Source organism: Streptomyces himalayensis subsp. himalayensis (assembly GCF_013778455.1).
Classification (GTDB): Bacteria; Actinomycetota; Actinomycetes; order Streptomycetales; family Streptomycetaceae; genus Streptomyces; species Streptomyces himalayensis.
The window spans coordinates 80,762-98,983 of the sequence record NZ_JACEHE010000019.1 but is presented as its reverse complement, the minus strand read 5'-3'; the positions used below and the strand labels follow the sequence as shown (position 1 = coordinate 98,983).

General features: G+C 70.2%; 12 protein-coding genes and 1 pseudogene. 9 read left to right on the top strand and 4 right to left on the bottom strand.

The window, feature by feature from the left end; translation table 11 throughout:
- Positions 1–6: 6 nt before the first annotated feature.
- From wecB to H1D24_RS27715, 9 genes and pseudogenes are all read left to right on the top strand, one after another.
- Positions 7–1,095, top strand: a complete 1,089-nt coding sequence (gene wecB, locus H1D24_RS27750; protein ID WP_181660444.1) for a non-hydrolyzing UDP-N-acetylglucosamine 2-epimerase — start codon at positions 7–9, stop codon at positions 1,093–1,095.
- The gene (locus H1D24_RS27745) at positions 1,088–1,771 is read left to right on the top strand and encodes a class I SAM-dependent methyltransferase (protein ID WP_181660443.1); all 684 of its coding nucleotides are present in this window, start codon (positions 1,088–1,090) and stop codon (positions 1,769–1,771) included. Before wecB ends, H1D24_RS27745 begins: the two co-directional genes overlap by 8 nt.
- The gene (locus H1D24_RS27740) at positions 1,771–3,582 is read left to right on the top strand and encodes a hypothetical protein (protein ID WP_181660442.1); all 1,812 of its coding nucleotides are present in this window, start codon (positions 1,771–1,773) and stop codon (positions 3,580–3,582) included. Before H1D24_RS27745 ends, H1D24_RS27740 begins: the two co-directional genes overlap by 1 nt.
- Positions 3,579–5,762, top strand: coding sequence for a glycosyltransferase (locus H1D24_RS27735; protein ID WP_181660441.1), 2,184 nt, complete (start codon positions 3,579–3,581; stop codon positions 5,760–5,762). Before H1D24_RS27740 ends, H1D24_RS27735 begins: the two co-directional genes overlap by 4 nt.
- 150 nt (positions 5,763–5,912) lie before the next feature.
- Positions 5,913–7,322, top strand: a complete 1,410-nt coding sequence (locus H1D24_RS27730) for a glycosyltransferase family 39 protein (RefSeq protein WP_181660440.1) — start codon at positions 5,913–5,915, stop codon at positions 7,320–7,322.
- A 22-nt stretch (positions 7,323–7,344) separates the two neighbouring features.
- Positions 7,345–7,685 (top strand): annotated as a pseudogene (locus H1D24_RS42675) (IS701 family transposase); the annotation flags it as partial.
- Positions 7,686–7,719: 34 nt separating this feature from the next.
- Positions 7,720–8,982: a glycosyltransferase family 39 protein gene (locus tag H1D24_RS27725; RefSeq protein WP_181660439.1), complete on the top strand. Its 1,263-nt coding sequence runs from the start codon at positions 7,720–7,722 to the stop codon at positions 8,980–8,982.
- A gap of 203 nt (positions 8,983–9,185) precedes the next feature.
- Positions 9,186–9,338, top strand: a complete 153-nt coding sequence (locus H1D24_RS42670; protein WP_258564355.1) for a hypothetical protein — start codon at positions 9,186–9,188, stop codon at positions 9,336–9,338.
- Positions 9,339–9,367: 29 nt separating this feature from the next.
- Positions 9,368–9,826 carry an IS3 family transposase gene (locus tag H1D24_RS27715; RefSeq protein WP_181660438.1) on the top strand — a complete coding sequence of 153 codons (459 nt, stop codon included), beginning with the start codon at positions 9,368–9,370 and terminating at the stop codon, positions 9,824–9,826.
- A 35-nt stretch (positions 9,827–9,861) separates the two neighbouring features.
- On the opposite strand, the gene H1D24_RS27710 is transcribed toward H1D24_RS27715, so the two are convergent.
- From H1D24_RS27710 to H1D24_RS27695, 4 genes are all read right to left on the bottom strand, one after another.
- Complete coding sequence (locus H1D24_RS27710; RefSeq protein ID WP_181660437.1) at positions 9,862–10,737, bottom strand: carbohydrate ABC transporter permease; 876 nt, start codon at positions 10,735–10,737, stop codon at positions 9,862–9,864.
- Positions 10,734–12,086, bottom strand: a complete 1,353-nt coding sequence (locus H1D24_RS27705; RefSeq protein WP_181660436.1) for a carbohydrate ABC transporter permease — start codon at positions 12,084–12,086, stop codon at positions 10,734–10,736. The genes H1D24_RS27710 and H1D24_RS27705 overlap by 4 nt, the downstream gene beginning before the upstream one ends.
- 7 nt (positions 12,087–12,093) lie before the next feature.
- Positions 12,094–13,491, bottom strand: coding sequence for an ABC transporter substrate-binding protein (locus H1D24_RS27700; RefSeq protein WP_181660435.1), 1,398 nt, complete (start codon positions 13,489–13,491; stop codon positions 12,094–12,096).
- Positions 13,492–13,658: 167 nt separating this feature from the next.
- Entirely contained in the window at positions 13,659–18,014 is a 4,356-nt protein-coding gene (locus H1D24_RS27695; RefSeq protein WP_181660434.1) for an FHA domain-containing protein, read from the bottom strand.
- Positions 18,015–18,222: the final 208 nt, after the last annotated feature.

The window sequence follows — 18,222 nt, the reverse complement described above, 5'->3', positions numbered from 1 at the left end:
ACGGAAATGAACGGCCGCGTACTTCATGTCGTCGGCGCCCGGCCGAACTTCGTCAAGGCGGCACCGGTCATCGCCGCCCTGAGCTCTGCTGGCTGCGACCAGGTTCTCGTCCACACGGGGCAGCACTACGACGTACGCCTGTCGGACATCTTCTTCCGCCAACTCGGCCTGCCCGAACCGGACATCGACCTCGGCGTCGGCTCCGGTAGCCAAGCGCGGCAGACCGCCGACCTGCTGGTGGCGCTGGAGGCCGAGCTGACCGCCCGAGTGCCCACCGTCGTCGTGGTGTACGGGGACGTCAACTCCACGCTCGCCGCCGCCCTCGTCGCCGCCAAGCTGTCTATCCCGGTGGCCCATGTCGAGGCAGGCCTGCGCAGCTTCGACATGACGATGCCGGAGGAGGTCAACAGGCGCCTCGTCGACCAACTCTCCGAGTTGCTGTTCGCCACCAGCCCCGAGGCCGTCGCCCATCTCGCCCGTGAAGGGGTCGACCCCGCTCGCGTCCACTTCGTCGGCAACCCCATGATCGACACTCTGCTCGGCCACCTGGACCGCTTCGACACGGCGGCTGCCCGCGCCGCGCACGGACTGCCGGAGCGCTACGGCGTGGTCACGCTGCACCGGCCAGTCAATGTCGACGACCCCGAGGCAGCGCGGGCCGCTGCCCGCGCCTTGACCGAGGCCGCCGCCCACCTCGACCTCGCCGTACCGCTGCATCCGCGCGGCGGAGCGGCGCTGCGTGCGGCGGGCCTCGTGGACGCGCCCGGCATCCATCTCCTCGAACCGCTCGGCTACGTGGAGTTCATGAGTCTGGTCCGGGGCGCCGCAGCCGTGATCACCGACTCGGGAGGAGTCCAGGAGGAGACCACCGTGCTGGGCGTTCCGTGCCTGACCCTGCGCACCACCACCGAACGCCCGGTGACCGTCACCCATGGCACCAATCGCCTGGTGCGACACGAGGAGTTGGCACCCGCGCTGGACAAGGTGCTGGCCGGCGCGGCGACGGCCCCGGCCGAGGGCCCGCCATTGTGGGACGGAAAGGCCGGCCCCCGCATCGCCCGGGTGCTCACCCAGTGGATGGAGAGCCATGGCTGACCCGATCACGACGGACGACCGCACCACGACGAGCGCCCCCACCGCGGCTGACGACCGAACCCGCGCCTACTGGAACACCCGCCACCGCGAGCAGGACGACCTCACCGCAGGCGGGCACATCGGCCTCGACCGTCCCGGCCACGAGATCTTCTACGCGTTGCGGCTCGGTACCCTGCTCACCCTGATCGGCGACCTTTCGAACCCGCCGTCCCCGCTGTTCGTACTCGACGCGGGCTGCGGCGAAGGGCGCTTGGCCCGGGCACTCTCGCGCTGCGGTCACCGCGTAGACGCCATCGACACCAGCTCCGAGGCCATCGCGCACGCCCGCGCCAAAGGCGGCGGCCCCCGCTACGCCGAAGCTTCGCTCACCGGCTGGCGCAGCCCCTGGCTGTACGACGTGGTGCTGTGCGTGGACGTCCTCCTCCACGTTAGGGACGACGCTCAGTGGGCGGCCAGCCTGCGGAATCTCGCGTCCCTCGTGCGGGTCACCGGTCGGCTGATCGTGTCCGACGAGGACGGACACGCGCGAACCGCGCTCGGCGATTCCATCGTGCACCGCACAACGGCTGCCTACCGCAGCGCGCTCCAACCCCTCGGCCTGCACCACACCCTGTCCAAGCCATACGGATTCCGCGAGAACCCGGTCGGCTTCCACGTTTTCACGAGGATCCGCTGATGCGCATCATCGATCTGCTCCACCCTCATCTGGACGGCATCACCACGGTCGTGGACGCCACGGCGCGCCGCGGTCCGCGCCTGGAGCGGTATCTCCATCTGCCGCCGGGCGTCGAGTTGAGCCACCACGAAGAGGACATCGATGCGGGCCAGTTGGTGGTGATGTCCTACGGCCCTAATCCCAATCTGCACGGTGACGAGGCGGCCTGCCTCGCCGTACTGGAACGGATGCGCCCCGGTGGCCGGGGCGTGATTCTCTTCGGCCACCGCGGAACCGAACTCACTTATCACCGGCTGCTCGACCACCTGGTGACGCACCGCTGCCAGGTGCTGCGCGTTTCTGTTCTCGGTTACACGCACCTGCAAGCGGGCGCGGTGTTCGCCTGCACTGAGGAACTCCTGCCGCTCCACGATTGGTTCGGCATCCCCGCACCGTCGGACGGTTTCGCCACGGCGCTGCGGATGGCCGGCGAGTGCGTCTTCTCCGACTTCGTCTCCCGTTCCCTGCGCGCCCGCACGCTCGACCAGGAGTGTACGGCCGAGGAGACCGCCCGCGCCCTTGATGGGGCCCGCTCCGACGGTACGGCCGAGCAACTGGCCGCCATGACGCGCGAGAGGGCGCAACTCGCCTCTAGGTTGCGCGGCGCCCGTGACCGAGTCGCGCTGCTGGAGGCGCGCGTGGCCATGCTGGAGGCCTCGACATCGCTGAAGGTCGGCCGGGCGCTAGTCGCGACGGCTCGGTCTCCCAGGCGTGAGATGGTGCGGCTGCCGGGGGAGTTGTACAGGATGTGGCGCGGCCGCGGTCCCGGAATGACGGACCGCCCGGTGCCACCGGCGCGGGAACCCGATGCAGTCGTTTCCGACAGCCGGCTCTACCTCGCTCATCGCGCCCTCTCCTCGGCGCCGCGCGAGCGACTGGTGATCGGGGGTGTGCTCAGCGACGGCACCGCCGAGGACTTCGCGGCCGAAGCCGTCGTCAACCGGCTGCTGCCGCACGATGGACTGCTGCTCTTGGAGCGCACCAACCCGGACGCGCTCGTCGTCCAGCTGAGCGCCTGTTCGGATGCCACCGGCCCGTGGTCGTTGACGGGTACAGGACTGGTCCCCGACCTCGACAGCAACCTGGCCCAACTCATCACCCAGGCTCGTGCCCTGGGGCGCAAGGCCGTGCTGTGGCGTGACGCCCCGGCGACCGGCGCCCCAGGGCTCGCTCATTTCGATTGGGACGCCGTCGTCGATACGGACACTGGCGTACGGCTGTCCCGGCTGGACCCTGTGGAGGAGGGCAGAACGGGGCTGTGGGAGGCGTTCCAGCACAACAGCATCCGGGTACGGCTGGCGCAGCTTGCCAGGCTGACCGGATCCCCCAATCCCCTGGACGGCCGTCGCATCGCCGTCCTGGCCGCACCCCGGACCGAGACCGACGTCGCCCGCCTCACCGACCAGGTGCTCGGCCAGATGCACCGGCCGGCCGAGGTGGTCGTACCCGACCAGGCGGTACCCGCGCTCGACGAACTCACCGCCGCGGGCGTCGCCGTCCACGCCGGTGAGCCCACCGCCCCGTGGGTCGCCGACTGGACCGACCTGTCCGTGGACCGCCCCGACACCCTGCTGCTCGACCTGATGTGCGCCCAGGAGTACTCGGGCGCGGACGCGGTGGGCCACACGCCCGCGGACGACGACTACGCCTTCGTACCGGAGCTGCGCCCGGCCCTGGTACGTCGGTCCCTGCATCTGGCCGACGCCCCTGCGGACACCTGGTCACGCGAGGGGTACCGGCTATTCGCTGTACGCTGGAAGGAGATGGCATGACCCGCACGCTCAACGCGCTTGTCTACGGGGTCGACCTCAACATCATCGATGGCTCGGCCGTGTGGGCCCAATCGACCGTACGTGCGCTGTCGCTGGCGGGCTGCCGGACCCGGCTGGTCCTCAAGGCACCTGTGCACACTGAACGGTTGATCGAACCGCTGGGCGGGCTGCCGGGCGTCACCGTGGTGCGCCCCTTCGAGGAGGGGCTAGTGCCGGGCAAGGGGCCGAACCGCGCCCTTTCGCCTGAGCAGGCCTCGCAACTGCTCGCCCGGCTGGACGCGGACGAGCCCTGCGACCTGCTGGTGGTGCGCGGCCGGGCAGTGGTCACTCAGGTGGTCGCGGACGGCGCTTTCGACGGTCGGATCTGGGCCTATCTCACCGACATTCCGCAGTCCGGTGCCGAGATGACCGAGTCAGCCCGTAGTGACCTTACCCGCATCGCCACAGCCTGCCGCCGCTTCCTCTGCCAGACCGAGGAGTTGCGCTGCTTCCTGGAGACATGGGTGCCGGAGGCGTGCGGCAAGAGCGTACTCAGCCCGCCCGCCGTGCCCGAGCCAGGCTTCCCCCTGCCGGAACGCGACAGGCCGCACGACCCGCTGCGCCTCGTCTACACCGGAAAGTTCGCGCCACGCTGGAATACCCTGCCTATGACGCGACTGCCGTCCCTGCTTGACGATCGAGGCGTGCGCGCCGAACTCCACACGGTCGGCGATAAGATCCACAACGACCGCGCCCACCCTGAATTCAAGGCGGAGATGGCCCAGGCGCTGCGCGCCGCACCCGGCGTCCACCACCACGGCGGACAGTCCCGCGAGGAGGCCATGCGTATCGCCGCCGACTGCGACCTGGGCCTCGGCTGGCGGGACTCGTCCCTGGACGCGAGCCTCGAACTCTCCACAAAACTATTGGAGTTCGGGGTACTCGGTCTGCCCATTGTCCTCAACCGCACGCCCGCGCACGAGGCGCTGCTCGGCACCGACTACCCGCTGTACGTGCCGGGAGCCGCCACGCTCGCCGACGCCGCCGACGCCATCGCGGTCGCGGCGCGCGATCCCGAGGCCCGGCGGCTGGCGGCCAAACGCTGCGGGGAGGCCGCCGGGCGGTACACCCTGGAGGCTGCGGCGGACCGATGGCGGTCGCACCTCGACCGCGCTTTCCCCCCGGCGCCACCTGCCGTGGCCGCTCGCCAACAGCCGCTGCGGCTCGGTGTCGCGGGCCACGACCTGAAGTTCATGACCCGCCTGATCGACCACTTCCGTGCGCTGCCCGGCCTGGACGTACGTGTCGATGCCTGGTCTTCGATCGCCCGCCACGACCCGGCCGTAAGCCAGGATCTCGCCGACTGGGCCGACGTTGTGTTCGTGGAGTGGTGCGGACCGGCCGCCGTTTGGTACAGCCACCACAAGCGGCGCGGCAGCCGACTCGTCGTACGGCTGCATCGCTTCGAGGTGACCCGGCCTTGGCCGAAGCAGGTCAACATCGAGGCAGTCGACCAGGTGGTGTGCATCTGCCCGCAATATGCCCGCCGCACCCGGGAGTACACCGGCTGGCCCGAGTCTAAGATCACGGTCGTCCCAAACTGGATCGACACCGCCCAACTCGACCGCCCCAAGCTGCCCGGCGCTCGTTTTCGCCTCGGCATGATCGGCATGGTGCCCCGTCTCAAGCGCCTCGACCTCGGCCTCGACGTCCTGGAGAAGCTACGCGCCCGCGACCGGCGCTGGCACCTGTCGGTCAAGTCCAAACCGCCGTGGCAGTTTTCGTGGGTCTGGAGCGAGCCCGAGGAGCGTGCCCACTACGACGCGGTACTGCGCCGCGTGCAGACCTCGCCGCTGCTGGAGGGGGCCGTCGTCTTCGACTCCTTCGGTCCGGACGTGCCCAGTTGGTTGAGGCGCATCGGGCATGTCCTGTCCACCAGCGACCTCGAGGGTTCCCACGTCGCCGTGGCCGAGAGCATGGCTTCCCGCGCCGTGCCGGCGCTGCTGCCCTGGCCGGGCGCAGACGAGGTCTACGGCCGAAAGTGGATCCACGACAGCCCGGAGGCTATGGCGGATGCCATCGCCGATCTGGGGCCGGACGAATGGCGGTCGGCCGGGGAGGCGGCCCGCACTCAGGCAGTTGAGTCCTTCTCGCTGGAACGGGTGGCCGGGGACTTGATGGAGCTTCTCATGCCCGGGTGATGCCCCCAGCATGGCGCCGCGAGAGTACTGACTTTGCCGCACGGGGACGGCCAATCAGCGGCGCACCCGAATCCTCGCCGGAAGAAGCATCGCGGAATCAACAGAAATCGCTCTGACCGTTCATGCAGTAATGACCTGGATGAAACGCCCGTGACAATCAAGAGGGATACCCACCGGATGTTGCCTCGGCCACTGGTGTGGGGTGCCGTCGGTGTCGTCTTGGCCAATCTCGCGATCCGCGGGACATGGGTGGCGCTGGTCCACCCTCCTCCGTACAGCGACTACGCCTGGTACTTCGATGCTGCCACACGCCTTGCAGAGGGCAGCGGTTACGGGTTGTGGGACGGTGCGCCCACCGCGTACTGGCCGGTGGGCTGGCCGTTCATTTTGTCCGTGCTGTTCCGCCTGACTGGACCCTCGGTGATCACCGGCCTGATTCTGCAGGTCCTGTTGTCGACGGCTACGGCGGTCGTCGTCCTGATGCTGGCTCACCGCCTCACGCACAACGTGCGTGTGGCGGTAGCCGGCGGCTTCGGGTACACCCTGCTTCCCTCGGGCTGGGCATGGGACTCCCAACTCGGTTCCGAGCAGGCTTTCACGTTGCTCACGGTCACCATGCTGTTTCTGTTGGCCGGTGCTGACCGCTGGCCACGCTATGCGGGGGCCGGCGCCATCGCGGGCGCGGCGTCACTGGTACGTCCGACGCTCCTGGTCTTTCCGGCGGCACTGCTTGCCATCGAATTGCTGCGCAGTCGTGGCCCACGTCGCGCCGTAGCGCATACTGCGGCTTTCTCTGTGGCGCTGCTGGCTGTCATCGCGCCCTGGACGGCGCGGAACACCGCCGTGCTTGACTCGCCAGTCCCTGTCTCCACCAATGGTGGCGTCAACCTCTACATGGGCACCCGCACCGATACCGGCTACTGGTGGTCCGACAACCCGGCCGACAATCCGCTCATCACGGCCCGCGACGAAGTCACACGCAATCGGCTCGGAACCCGGCTCGCGTTGTCGTACTGGTCGGGTCACCCAGGCAGGCTGGTTGCCCTGGCTCCGAAGCGCCTCAAAGCGCTCTACAGCAGCAATAAGTCCCCCTTCTCGGCCCTGCGTGCGTATGGCGATTGGCCCGCGGACACCGCTCGCCGCTGGCAGCGAGCCGCGGATCTCGTGTACTGGCTGCTCATGACGGCGGCTATCGCCGGGTCCGTCGTCATGTGGCGGTACTTGAGTAAGGAACTGTGGCTTATCGGCGGATTCATCATCTTCCACACGGCGTTGTGGCTGGTGTTCTCGCCGTGGGACCGCTTCCGTTTCCCGCTCACGCCTCTCTTCGCGGTGCTGGCGGGCACAGTCCTGTTCCTGCATGGCCGCCGGAGAATGCCGTACAGCCTGCCGTCTGCACGTCGTTCAGGCCTACGACGGATTTCCGGCGCGCGGAATGCTGTAACACTGATGGCCGCCCACGCGCGCCTGCCTGTCCTGCGCGCCCAGGTGCTGGAGGCTGGCCAAGCAGAGACGGATGCCTTCCACGCATCGCGTCCCCTCCCTGTCAGTCTGCGATGAGACACCCGCTATGGCGGGCTAGAGGTGGCGAGTGGAAGAGACCTTCCAGTCCGAGAACGGCCCGGCCGGACTCGATGAAACACCAGGTCCGACGGTTCACGTCCTGGACCCGCTGGGCCACCCCTGGCAATACTCGCCCATGCCTTCCTCGCCGTCGTCCGGGCCGAGGAACACGCCCGCAACCCCGGCCCCACCGGCCTGGTCCCGCTGACATGCAACGAAATCCAGCGGTTGTTCATCACCCTCGTCGTCCGGCCCGTCCACGATACGGCTCACCGAAACCACTAGTCCGACTGGCGACGCCGCCATCAGACCAGATCTCAAACCGGCCACTACCAGCAACAAGCCGCAACCCAGACATGAAGATCACGATCTGCAGCTGGAGTATTAGGCGACCATGAACCATCGAATTCTCTCGCACGTCGACGACTTGGGAAGAGCCAGAATCGTCGTCGTCGCTGCGGCGACCTTGGCGTTCGCCTCAAAGGTGATCCTCGCGGCGAGTACCTTCGGACCTCCCGATGTGGTGTACTTCGAGGCATTCTCGCAGGCCATCGCCAAAAGTGGGCCCATTCGCATCTACGAGCAGCCACTCGGGCACCTGCCCGTCTACAATCATCCGCCGCTGGCCGGCTGGATGCTTCTCGGGCTCCACGAAATCAGCGGATGGGGGCTCCCGTTCAGCACGCTGATCAGATTTCCGGCCTGCTTCGCTGATTTCGTTACGTGCATTCTCGTATTCGAAATCGTGCAGCACCGTGCCCGGACACGTACGGCCGCATTCTGTGCCCTGGGCGCAGCGCTTTGCCCGGTTCTTGCACTCACTTCCGGATGGCACGGGAACACGGATTCGGTCGCTGTGATGTTCGCGTTCGCCGCAGCATACCTGCTCGTCGACCGTCCGAACCCGGTCCTGGCGGGTTGCGCCGCCGCCATGTCCATCAGCATCAAGCTCCCCCCGATCGTGGCCGTACCGCTGTTTTTCCTGGCAGCGTGGCGTCTGGGCGGACGAACGATGCTGCTCCGGTTCGGTGCCGCATTCGCCACGCTGTTCCTCGCAATCTGGGGGCCGGTCATCGCGACCGCACCGGGTCCGCTCAGGGAGAAGGTCCTGGAGTTCCCGGGAGGCGGCCAGAGGTACTGGGGTCTGACCGCGTTCGCCCAAGCAGCCGGGCTGCCAGAATCCGTGATCACCTTCGTGCGCGGGGACACCCACTTTCTTTTCGTCCTCTTCTGTACCGCCGTCGGACTATGGCTGGTGTGGCGGCGTCCCGCTGCCCTATCCGTCGCGCTCGCCACCACGCTGGGGCTCCTGCTACTACTCAGCACTGCGTCGGGCGCGCAGTACCTGGCCTGGCCCGCCGCCGGACTGTTCGTCATCGGCCTGCGAGAAGGCATCGCCTACGCCCTCGTCGTCGGGTCCTTCGCCGCGGGCATCTACGCAATGTTCGCGGACCTTGTCGGCCCCGACTCCTGGTACTCCAGCGTGGTTGAAGGGGCCAACGTCATCGGATGGCTGGTCCTCGCCTTCGGTGTCGCCTCGGGCATCCGAGCCACGCTCGGGCCTGGACCCGAGCCACCAGCCGATGGTGCCGTGCCCCTGGCCGTGGGCAAGCCACGCGCCGAGGTGCAGTCCTCGTCCTTTGCCAACCGGCCCTGAATCAACTGCCCTGCCAATAGGAGCCGTGGAGGAGTGAGAGGCCGAGTGCAGTTCCCCCTCCTTCTGTGGAGACCTTGGCTGGCAGGGTAGTTGGGGGTCTTGGCATCCAGGAAGCGCATCTACGAGGGGCGTGCATCCGGGCACCCTTGCACAGCTGGGTGTCGCGGGCACGGCGCAACGGATGGCCGTCGTCCGACCGGCCGGTGGCCGAGCCGTCGAGTGGCCGGCTGCGGGAGAGTGAGCGGGCCGAGTCGGAGCGGCTGCGGGCGGAGGCCGCCCGGGAGAAGGACAAGCGCATCCGCGAGCTGGAGATGGAATGTGATGTCTTCAAGCGCTGCATGGCCTTGTGGGTGTAGCTGGGCCGGATCCGGCCCAAGTGGTCAGGGTGATCGGCGATTGCAAGGCCGAGCAGCACGTTCCGCATCGGATCGCCTGCCGGGCACTGAGCGTGTCCGAGTCGTGGTTCTACAAGTGGCGCGACCGGCCGCTGACCACCCGTGAGGTGCGGCGGCAGCACCTGGCTGAGGAGATCGAGGAGATCTTCCGCCGCTCGGGCGGCACCTACGGCTCGCCGAAGGTGTTCATCGAGCTGGTGCGCCTGGGCTGGCGGTTGTCGGTGAATACCGTCGCGAAGCTGATGGCCGAGCTCGGGCTGGCCGGAGGCAAGAGCCGTCGCCGACCGTCGCTGACCCGGCCCGGCAAGCGGGCCGCGGCATCGGACTTCATACCTTGGGACTTCACCGCCGAGAAGCGCGATCTGCACTCGGCTGCGGCAGTCGCTGGCGCCTACGCCCGTGACGGTGCCAACACTTGCGGCGGGCCTCTAACGGCCCGCCGCAAGTGACCTCGCCCCTACTCATCGAGCATTTTTACGATGAGTTACTTCACCGCCCCCGCCATAACCCCCGAAACAAACTGCTTCTGGAACGCGAAGAACACCGCCAGCGGAATCACCATCGAAATGAAGGCGCCGGGCGCCAGCACGTCGATGTTGTTGCCGAACTGCCGTACCTGCGTCTGCAGGGCGACCGTGATCGGCTGGCTGCCGGAGTCGGCGAAGATCAGTGCGACGAGCATGTCGTTCCACACCCACAGGAACTGGAAGATCCCGAGCGAGGCGATCGCGGGGCCGCCGAGCGGCATCACGACGCTTACGAACAGCCGGAGTTCACCCGCGCCGTCCAGACGCGCCGCCTCCAGCAGCTCCCGCGGGATCTCCGCGAAGAAGTTCCGCAGCAGGAACACGGCGAACGGCAAGCCGAATCCCACATGGAAGAGGATCACGCCGATGATCGAGCCGAAGATCCCGATGTCGCCGAAGAGCTTGGCGATCGGCAGCAGCGCGACCTGGACCGGTACCACCAGCAACCCCACCACGAGCAGGAACCACCAGTCCCGCCCCGGGAACTCCATCCAGGCGAAGGCATAGCCCGCGAGCGAGCCGATCACCACGACCAACAGGGTCGCCGGGACCGTGATCCAGATGGTGTTGAGCAGCGAGCCCGTGATCGTGTCGTTCTCCAGCAGCCGCTGATAGCTGTCGAACGTGATCTGCGACGGTTGAGAGAGCACCTTCCACCAGCCGCTGCTGCTCATGTCCGCCGGAGTGCGCAGCGAGGACAGCAGCAGCCCGATCGTCGGCACGAGCCAGAAGAGGCCCACCACGATCAGGAAGACGCGGACGAAGCCGCCGCTCAGGACTTCCGCGATCCGCGAACCGAGCGACCGCCGCGCCTCTGAGGAGGTCGAACTCATCGCCTTACCTCCCGCCGCAACCGCCGGATGTTGAACAGCATCACCGGTACGACGAGCAGCAGCAGGAACACCGCGATGGCGCTCGCGATGCCGGGCTGGTCGTCGCTGAACGCCGAGCGGTACAGCTGGAGCGCAAGCACGTTCGCCTCGTCCTGCGACGAACCCGGCGGGATGATGAACACCAGGTCGAAGATCTTCAGGACGTTGATCATCAGCGTGACGAGAACGACCGCGAGTACCGGCGCGAGCAGCGGCACCGTGATCCTTCTGAACACCTGCCATTCGGTGGCGCCGTCCACCCGTGCCGCCTCCAGGAGTTCGCGCGGCACTCCGGCCAGCCCCGCCGCGATCAGCACCATCGCGAACCCGGCCCACATCCAGATGTACGAACCGATGACCGCCGGGGTGATCAGGCTCGGACCGAGCCAGTCGATCCCGTTGTACGGCTCCCGGAAGTTGGATGCCGGCAGGCGGAGTTGTGAGCCGTCGGCCTTCGACGACAGCGTGAACGTGCCGTCGGCCGCGGCCCGCGTCGAGTCCACCACCCTTCCGTCCTTGACCGCCTCGATCCTCATGCCGGGATAGCCCAGCTCGGAGGCGTCGACGCCGTTGCGCTCGCCCACGCCCTTGCCACGTGTGAAGTCCTGCCAGGTGGTGCCGGTGACCTTGCCCGGCTCGGCGGCCGGGGCCTTCGCCGGCTTCGCGCTGTCGGGCAGCTGGTCGGGCGCCACACCGACCAGCGGCAGCACCACCGGTTCACCGGCCCGTACCGGCTCCTTCGTGATGAACGCGCCGCCGCCCGCCGCCTTCAGCGGCGACTCCGCGCCCGGGTGCGCCTTCGGGAACGCGGACGACTCGGCGAAGGTGTCGTGCACCCCCACCCAGACGGCGTTGGCGAAGCCGCGGTCCGGATCCTGCTCGTACACCAGCCGGAAGATGATGCCTGCCGCGAGCATCGAGATCGCCATCGGCATGAAGATGACCAGCTTGAACGCCGTGCCCCAGCGGACCCGTTCGGTGAGCACCGCGAAGATCAAGCCGAGCGCCGTCGCGACGGCCGGGGCCACCGCAACCCAGATCACGTTGTTCTTGAGGGCGGTGCGGATGCCGTCGGTCGTGAACAGCGCCTTGTAGTTGTCGATCCCGACGAAGCTGCTGCCGGACTGGTCGAAGAAGCTGCGGACCAGCGAGTACCCGATCGGGTAGACCACGAGCGCACCGAGCAGCAGCAGCGCGGGCAGCAGAAAGAGTGCCGCCACCGTCCTGCGCGTGCCCGTCACGCTCTTACGACTCCGGGGTGCGGGAGGCGGCGGCGACTTCGCCGCGCCTCCCGCCGTCGACGACGTCATCGCCGGGTCAGTCCCCGTACGCCTTCGCCGCGTCCGCCTCCAGCGTGGCCTGCGTGCCCGCCACGTCCTTCGGGTTCTTCAGGAAGTCCTGCAGCGCCTTCCACTCGCCCGCGCCCGGAGTGCCGCCGAACGCCTGCGGGGCCTGGTCCGACATGTCGAAGCGGAAGTCGTCACCCGCGTCGATCAGCGCCTTGGCCATGTCCCGCTGCACATCGTTCGGGTACGAGGCCAGGTCGACGCTCTTGTTGGGGGAGAGGTAGCCGCCCTCCTTCGCCCAGATCGTCGCCGCGTCGGGCGAGGCGAGGAAGGTCAGCAGCGCCTGGCCGGCCTTGGAGTCCTTCAGCAGGACGGCCGCGTCGCCGCCGCTGACGACGGGCGCCTCGGTACCGACGGCCGGGAACGGGAACACCTTGGCGTCCTTGCCGATCTCCGCGTTGGCCTGCGTGATGTTGATGCCGACGAAGTCGCCCTCGAAGACCATGCCCGCCTTGGGCTGGTCGCCGCCGGTGAACGTCTGCTCGACGGAGCGGGGGAACTCCGTCTGCAGTGCGCCGTCCGCGCCGCCCGCGATGTAATCCTGCTTGCCGAACAACTCCCCGAGCGTGGTCAGCGCGTCCTTCACGGAGGGGTCGGTCCACTTGATCTCGTGCTGGGCCAACTGGTCGTACTTCTCCGGCCCCGCCTGCGAGAGGTAGATGTTCTCGAACCAGTCGGTGAGCGTCCATCCGTCGGCGCCGCCGACCGACACGGGCGTGACCCCGGAGTCGTAGATCGTCTGTGCGGTGTCCAGGAACTCCTTCCAGGTCTTCGGCTCCGTCGCCCCCGCGTTGTCGAAGACCGTGGTGTTGTACCAGATCAGCGACTTGTTGGCGGCCTTGAAGTACACGCCGTACTGCGTGCCGTCGACCTTGCCGAGGTCCTGCCAGCCCTGTGAGTAGTTCTTCGTGAGCTGCTCCTGGGCGTCCTTGCCCACCGGCTTCGCCCACTTCTTGTCGACGGCCTGCTTGATGGCGCCGACCTGCGGAAGCATCGCGACGTCCGGCGGCTCGCCACCCGCGATCTTCGAACCGAGGAAGTTGATGATCGGGTCCTGCGCGGGCACGAACGTCACCTTCGCGCCCGTGCGCTTCTCGAACTCGGCCAGCACCTTCTTGAAGTTGGCCTGTTCCGGCCCGGTCCATACGGCAGAGACCTCGAGGCTCTCGCCGTCGAGCTTGGGAAGCGTGACGGTGGCGCCCGTCTCCTGGGTGGAGCCGCCCGTGCCCTCCTTGTCCTTGCCGTCGTCACCGCCGCACGCGGTGAGGGTGAGCGCGAGCGCGCCCGCGAGGACGGCTGCGGCGGTCTTTGCGGCCCGGTTTGTCGTATGTGTACGGTGCGTCTTTCGCTGTCGAAGAGTGCTGTGCATCACTGCCCCGTTCTCTTCCCTCGCTCCATCGCGAGTGCTTGCGAGACCTGTCCCGTGCGCTCTGGTCTACGCCTGCCCGCTCAGGCCCGGCAAGAGCGCCTGCGCTGTCCAGCGGATGATCGTGACGGGGTCGTGATGTCCACGCAGACGTGACGGGTGAGGTGACCTCACAGCAGTGAGGGCACCTCGGAGGCCTCGACCGACCGCGCCGCCCGCTCCAGCGCGCTCGCCAGCAACGCCAGATCCGTTGGCCCGTTCCCCAGCTCCCGCACGGGCCGCCGGGCCGGCGGATCGCCCATCCGCTCCCAGTCCAGCGCCACCACGGTGGGCCGCAGCGTCCCGGTCCGGGGGATGCGCCCGGTGACCCGGCCCGCCTGGAACGGCGTCGCCCGTCCTTCGGCAGTCCGCAGGATCCCGCGCCCGGGCGCCGGGTCCTCGGCCCCGCCCGACGGTGCGTCCAGCGCGATCCGCAGCGACGCCGACCGCCCGAGCTCCGTCTCCGCCGGGCGCCCCCCGCCCCCGGTGGCCGCCACGAGATGCACCCCGAGCCGCTCCCCGTATCGCGCGACGGCCTCCAGCGCACGTACGACCGAGCCGGCCGCGGGACGCCCGGGCGACCCGAGGGCCGGGGACAGCAGCGCGTCGACGTCGTCCACGACCACGACGAGCCGGGGCAGCGGCGGCCCAGGATCCGGACGCTCCCGGCCTCCTGCCGGACGCAGGCGCAGTGTCGAGCTCGGCGGGGTGTCGAGATCGCCGGACGCCTGCGAGCCCGCCGGCGTACCGGACGTCTGGGTGCCGGACTGGATACCGGACGTCTGGGTACTGGGCTGCGCACCCGACGCCAGTGCGCCGCCGGAGGTCTCCGACCGCCCCGGCGACCGGACCCCCGTGGCCGACCGCTGCGCGACCATCCGGCCGGACACCTCGCGCGACGTGTGCCACTCGGCGAAGCCGAGCCGCCCCAGCAGCTCGGCCCGCCGCTTCAGCTCGGCCGTCAGCGACTGTGCGAACTCCCGCATACGGACGGGATCGTTGGCCTTCAGATACGTCGTGACATGCGGCAGGTCCGTACAGACCCGCAGCCCGTCGCCGCGCCCGGCGGCCCCCGTACCGCTGCTGCCCGCCGCGGTGGGCCCGCCGCTTCCTCCGCCGGCGTCGCGGCCGTCGATCAGGACGAGGCCGAGGCGGTCGGGCCGCTCCGCTGCGGCCAGCGACGCGGCGACCGAGCGCAGCAGTTCCGTCCTGCCGCTGCCCGGCGGCCCGTCGATCAGCAGGTGCGGGCCCTCGGCCGCGAGGTCCACGCACACCGGCCCGCGCGGCCCGGCGCCCAGCACGGCCCAGGCCCGGCCGCCGAGGTCCTCCGGACTGTCGCCGGCGGCCGCCCAACGTGCCAGGAGCGAAGCGGGGGTGGCCCGCGCGAGACCCAACTCGTCCAGCAGCCGGGCCGCTTGGGGCAGCGGAGCGGACACGCGCGCGTGCCGCCCGCCGGGTGCGCCGTCCATCCGCAACGGCGCCAACGCCCGTGCGAACCGCTCGATCCAGGCCGCCGAGACCGCGTCCACCGCGGCCACCGTGCCGTGCCCGGCGATCTCTCCGCGGACCGTGCGCAGCAGCCGCAGCGCTGTGGCCACGTCGCCGCTCAGCAGGGCGACGGCCCCGCACGCGCGAAAGGCCGGGGACTCGGCACACGCGGCCTCGTACGTGTCCGCCAGCGGTGAGACGGGCGAGGCCGCCGGGGTCTCTGCGAGACACACGACGTGGATCCCCGCGGCTGCACCGTGCTCGGCGAGCCGGGTCACGGCCTCGCGCAAGGCCGCGGAGCCCGGGTCCCCGTCCACCACGACCACGGTGTACGGCCCGGGACGTGCCCCTTCACCGGCAGGCCCGCCTGCCACGCCCTCACTCGCGCTGTGGCCGTGTCCGTCAGCGACGCTGTGGTTGTGTCCGGGCCCGTCGGTGCGCGGTGAGCGCCCGTCCGGGTGGGGGGCGTGCCCGTACGCATGGCGGGCCTGCTCGTTCGCGTCGTGCCCGTACGCCTGGCCGCGTCCGTCGTAGTCATCGGGTCGGTCGTGGGCGGCGTGGCCTTCGTGTCCGGGGCGGGATCCGTCGGGGGCGCCCGGACGGGTGTCGGCAGTGGAGGCGCGTCGGCCGTGGACCTCCGCTGCGGGGTCGTGATCAGGCCTGGGCCGGGCGCCCGCCTCGGGACCCGATGCGTCCGCCGATGAGGCCGATGAGGCCGACGGGCCCTCGTCCGGGCGGTGGCCGCCCGACGAGCCCGAATGGCCTGTCCAGCCCGAATGGCCACCGTCCGCGCGTCCCACGTCGTCCAGTCCGCCTTGCCTGCCGACGGTCCAGGACGGCGTGTCCTTCCGCGAATGCCGTCCGGTACCGAGCGGAGGACCCGCAGTCCTGTGTTCGCGCAGGTGCTCGTCCAGGCGGCGGAGGAGTTCGTCCGTACGGGCAGCGGCCTGTTCGCGGTCGTACGCGAGAAGCAGGCGGCAGTCCTGGCCGTGGCCGGGGCGCAGATGGGGGAGCCAGCCCAGCCAGGACCACTCGGCGGTGCGCTCCTGCACAGGGCGCGCCCGGTCCGTGCTGATCAGCACGATCTCGAGCGCGTCGGGCGAGTGCAACGCGGCCAACTGCGCGATCACGGACCGGGCGAGCCCGGACAGCCGCTCGCGCGGGCCCGCGAGTCCGAGCGCACCGGCCTCCCCCAGCCCGACGGTCACAGGCACCGCGGGCAGCAGGCCCGAGCCCCCCGGAGCCTGGCGGTCGGCGGTGCCCAGGCGCACCACCAGCGCCTCCGGATGGTCCGGCTCGCGCTCCCACAGCCGCGGTCCGGGACCGAGGGCCGTGAGCAGCAGCGCGGCCGGGTCGGGCCAGGGCTCGGGTGTGGAGGAGCCCAGGGGCGTCCGCTGCTGCGGCAATGTCTCGTCAGCGCGGCCCGAGGCCCGGCCGTGGTCGTCCCGGCCGCGCCCCAGCCGCCGGGCCCAGGCCGTGAACCCTCCGCGCCTGCGCGGGCCCCGCGGCAACGTCGTGCCGCGGGTGGGAGTGCCCTTACGCGTGCGCTCGTCGGGCGGCCCGACCTGGCCGGGCACGACGGGCGGCGCCTCTGCGTCCGGATCCGTTTCGCTGTCCGTACGCCCGAAGGCGCTCTCGCGCCGGGCAGCCAGGCCCGCATCGGACTCATAGGGAGCGGCCTGGCTCCGACCGCGGCGGTCGCTCCCGGCCCGGTCCGCCGGGTACGCGCCGTGACTGGCGCCTTCGCCCGGCGAGCCCGAGCCGCCCGGCGAGCCCGAGCCGAGGTCGCTCCCTGTCCCGTCCTGCGAGTACGGAAGCCGAGTGTGGTCGGTCTCCGCCGCACCCCGTTCGTCCGCGCCGGTCCAGGCTCCGGCCGATCCCTCTCCGTACGTGGCTTGCCGGCCGTCGACCGCACCCGTGTCCCGGTCCTGCGTCCCTGTCCCGTACGCATGGTGCGTCGCGCCTGAGGGCTCTGGCTCGCCCCGGCCCCCGGCGGGAACCTGTGTCGGTTGCGGCCCGTCGGCCACGCGCGCGTGCGCGGCGTCGAAGGCGCCTGGCATGCCGGAGTCCCCTGACGCGCCCGCGACCCCTGTCGTGGCCGCACCGGAAGAGGCGCTGGACGTGTCTCGCATGCCCGCCGCGTCGAACGCGCCGTCCAATGCCCCCTGCCCACCGGCCACGCCCGACCCGTGCGCCGTACCAGACGCATGCGCCGTACCCGACGCATTGAATGGGTCCGACTTGAATGGGTCCGACGTACGGCCGCTGCCCCGGGCAGCCGCCCCCCTCAGCCCTTCGCCGCTGCCCGCGCCCGCCGCGCGCAAGCCGTCGCCCCCGTCCCCGCCCGCCGCGGCCCCCGCGGCACGCCGCACCCGCAGGTGGCCCTCGCCGTCCGGCGTCGTCGGCAGTGCGGGCGCCGCGTCGCCCATCGGTGCGAGGCGGAGGGCGGATTCGCCCAGGCGCAGCAGCGCCCCGGGCGCGAGGCGGACCGGGCGGCGGTCTATCCGCGCGCCGTTCACCGTCGTGCCGTTCGTGGAGCCCAGATCCGTGATGGAGACGCCGCCGTCCGCGGCGACCGTCACGGCGCAGTGCAGCCGCGACACGTCCGGGTCGTCCAGCGGGACGTCGGCGTCCGCGGAGCGGCCGATGTCGATCCTGCCGCCGTGCAGCAGATGGACGCCGCCCGCGTCCGGCCCGGCGACGACGTGCAGCTGGGCCTTGGCGCCCTCGACCTCGGGGCCGGGGTCGGCGGGAGAGCCCAGCGCGAGAACGGCACCGTCGATCAAGGGGGGCTCGCCGAGCGTGCAGCGCTGCGCGTCGAGGCGCTCCGCGCCCGCGTACAGCACCGCGGGACCGTCGCCGCCCGCGACCGCCGCCGCCAGGCCCGAGGCCACCTCGGCGAGCGCGGTCCCGGCCGGCGCGGTGACCAGCACGTCGCACGCGGCCGCGCGGCCCGTCGGTTCGGGGCGCGGCGCCAGGACGGTCAGCCGGATCTGCATCGCCGTCAGCAGTCCCTTCTGCGGGCACCCGGCACGGGGCTGCGCTGTGATTCCCCCCACCGCACACGGGCACGTCGGCCAGTACTGGAGGCATCCTCGCACCCGCCACCGACAACACGCCCGGCGACCACCCGTAAGTGATCTTGATTGGTCGGCTCTGCCCGCAAAAGTACCCGCCCTGTACGCAGCCGGTGTCCGCTTGGGATCG

Coding starts and splice junctions, on each gene's coding strand:
- H1D24_RS27710 (WP_181660437.1), bottom strand. CDS start 10,737: ATGAGTTCGACCTCCTCAGAGGCGCGGCGGTCGCTCGGTTCGCGGATC.
- H1D24_RS27695 (WP_181660434.1), bottom strand. CDS start 18,014: ATGCAGATCCGGCTGACCGTCCTGGCGCCGCGCCCCGAACCGACGGGC.
- H1D24_RS27735 (WP_181660441.1), top strand. CDS start 3,579: ATGACCCGCACGCTCAACGCGCTTGTCTACGGGGTCGACCTCAACATC.
- H1D24_RS27740 (WP_181660442.1), top strand. CDS start 1,771: ATGCGCATCATCGATCTGCTCCACCCTCATCTGGACGGCATCACCACG.
- H1D24_RS27705 (WP_181660436.1), bottom strand. CDS start 12,086: ATGACGTCGTCGACGGCGGGAGGCGCGGCGAAGTCGCCGCCGCCTCCC.
- wecB (WP_181660444.1), top strand. CDS start 7: ATGAACGGCCGCGTACTTCATGTCGTCGGCGCCCGGCCGAACTTCGTC.
- H1D24_RS27725 (WP_181660439.1), top strand. CDS start 7,720: ATGAACCATCGAATTCTCTCGCACGTCGACGACTTGGGAAGAGCCAGA.
- H1D24_RS27745 (WP_181660443.1), top strand. CDS start 1,088: ATGGCTGACCCGATCACGACGGACGACCGCACCACGACGAGCGCCCCC.
- H1D24_RS27700 (WP_181660435.1), bottom strand. CDS start 13,491: ATGCACAGCACTCTTCGACAGCGAAAGACGCACCGTACACATACGACA.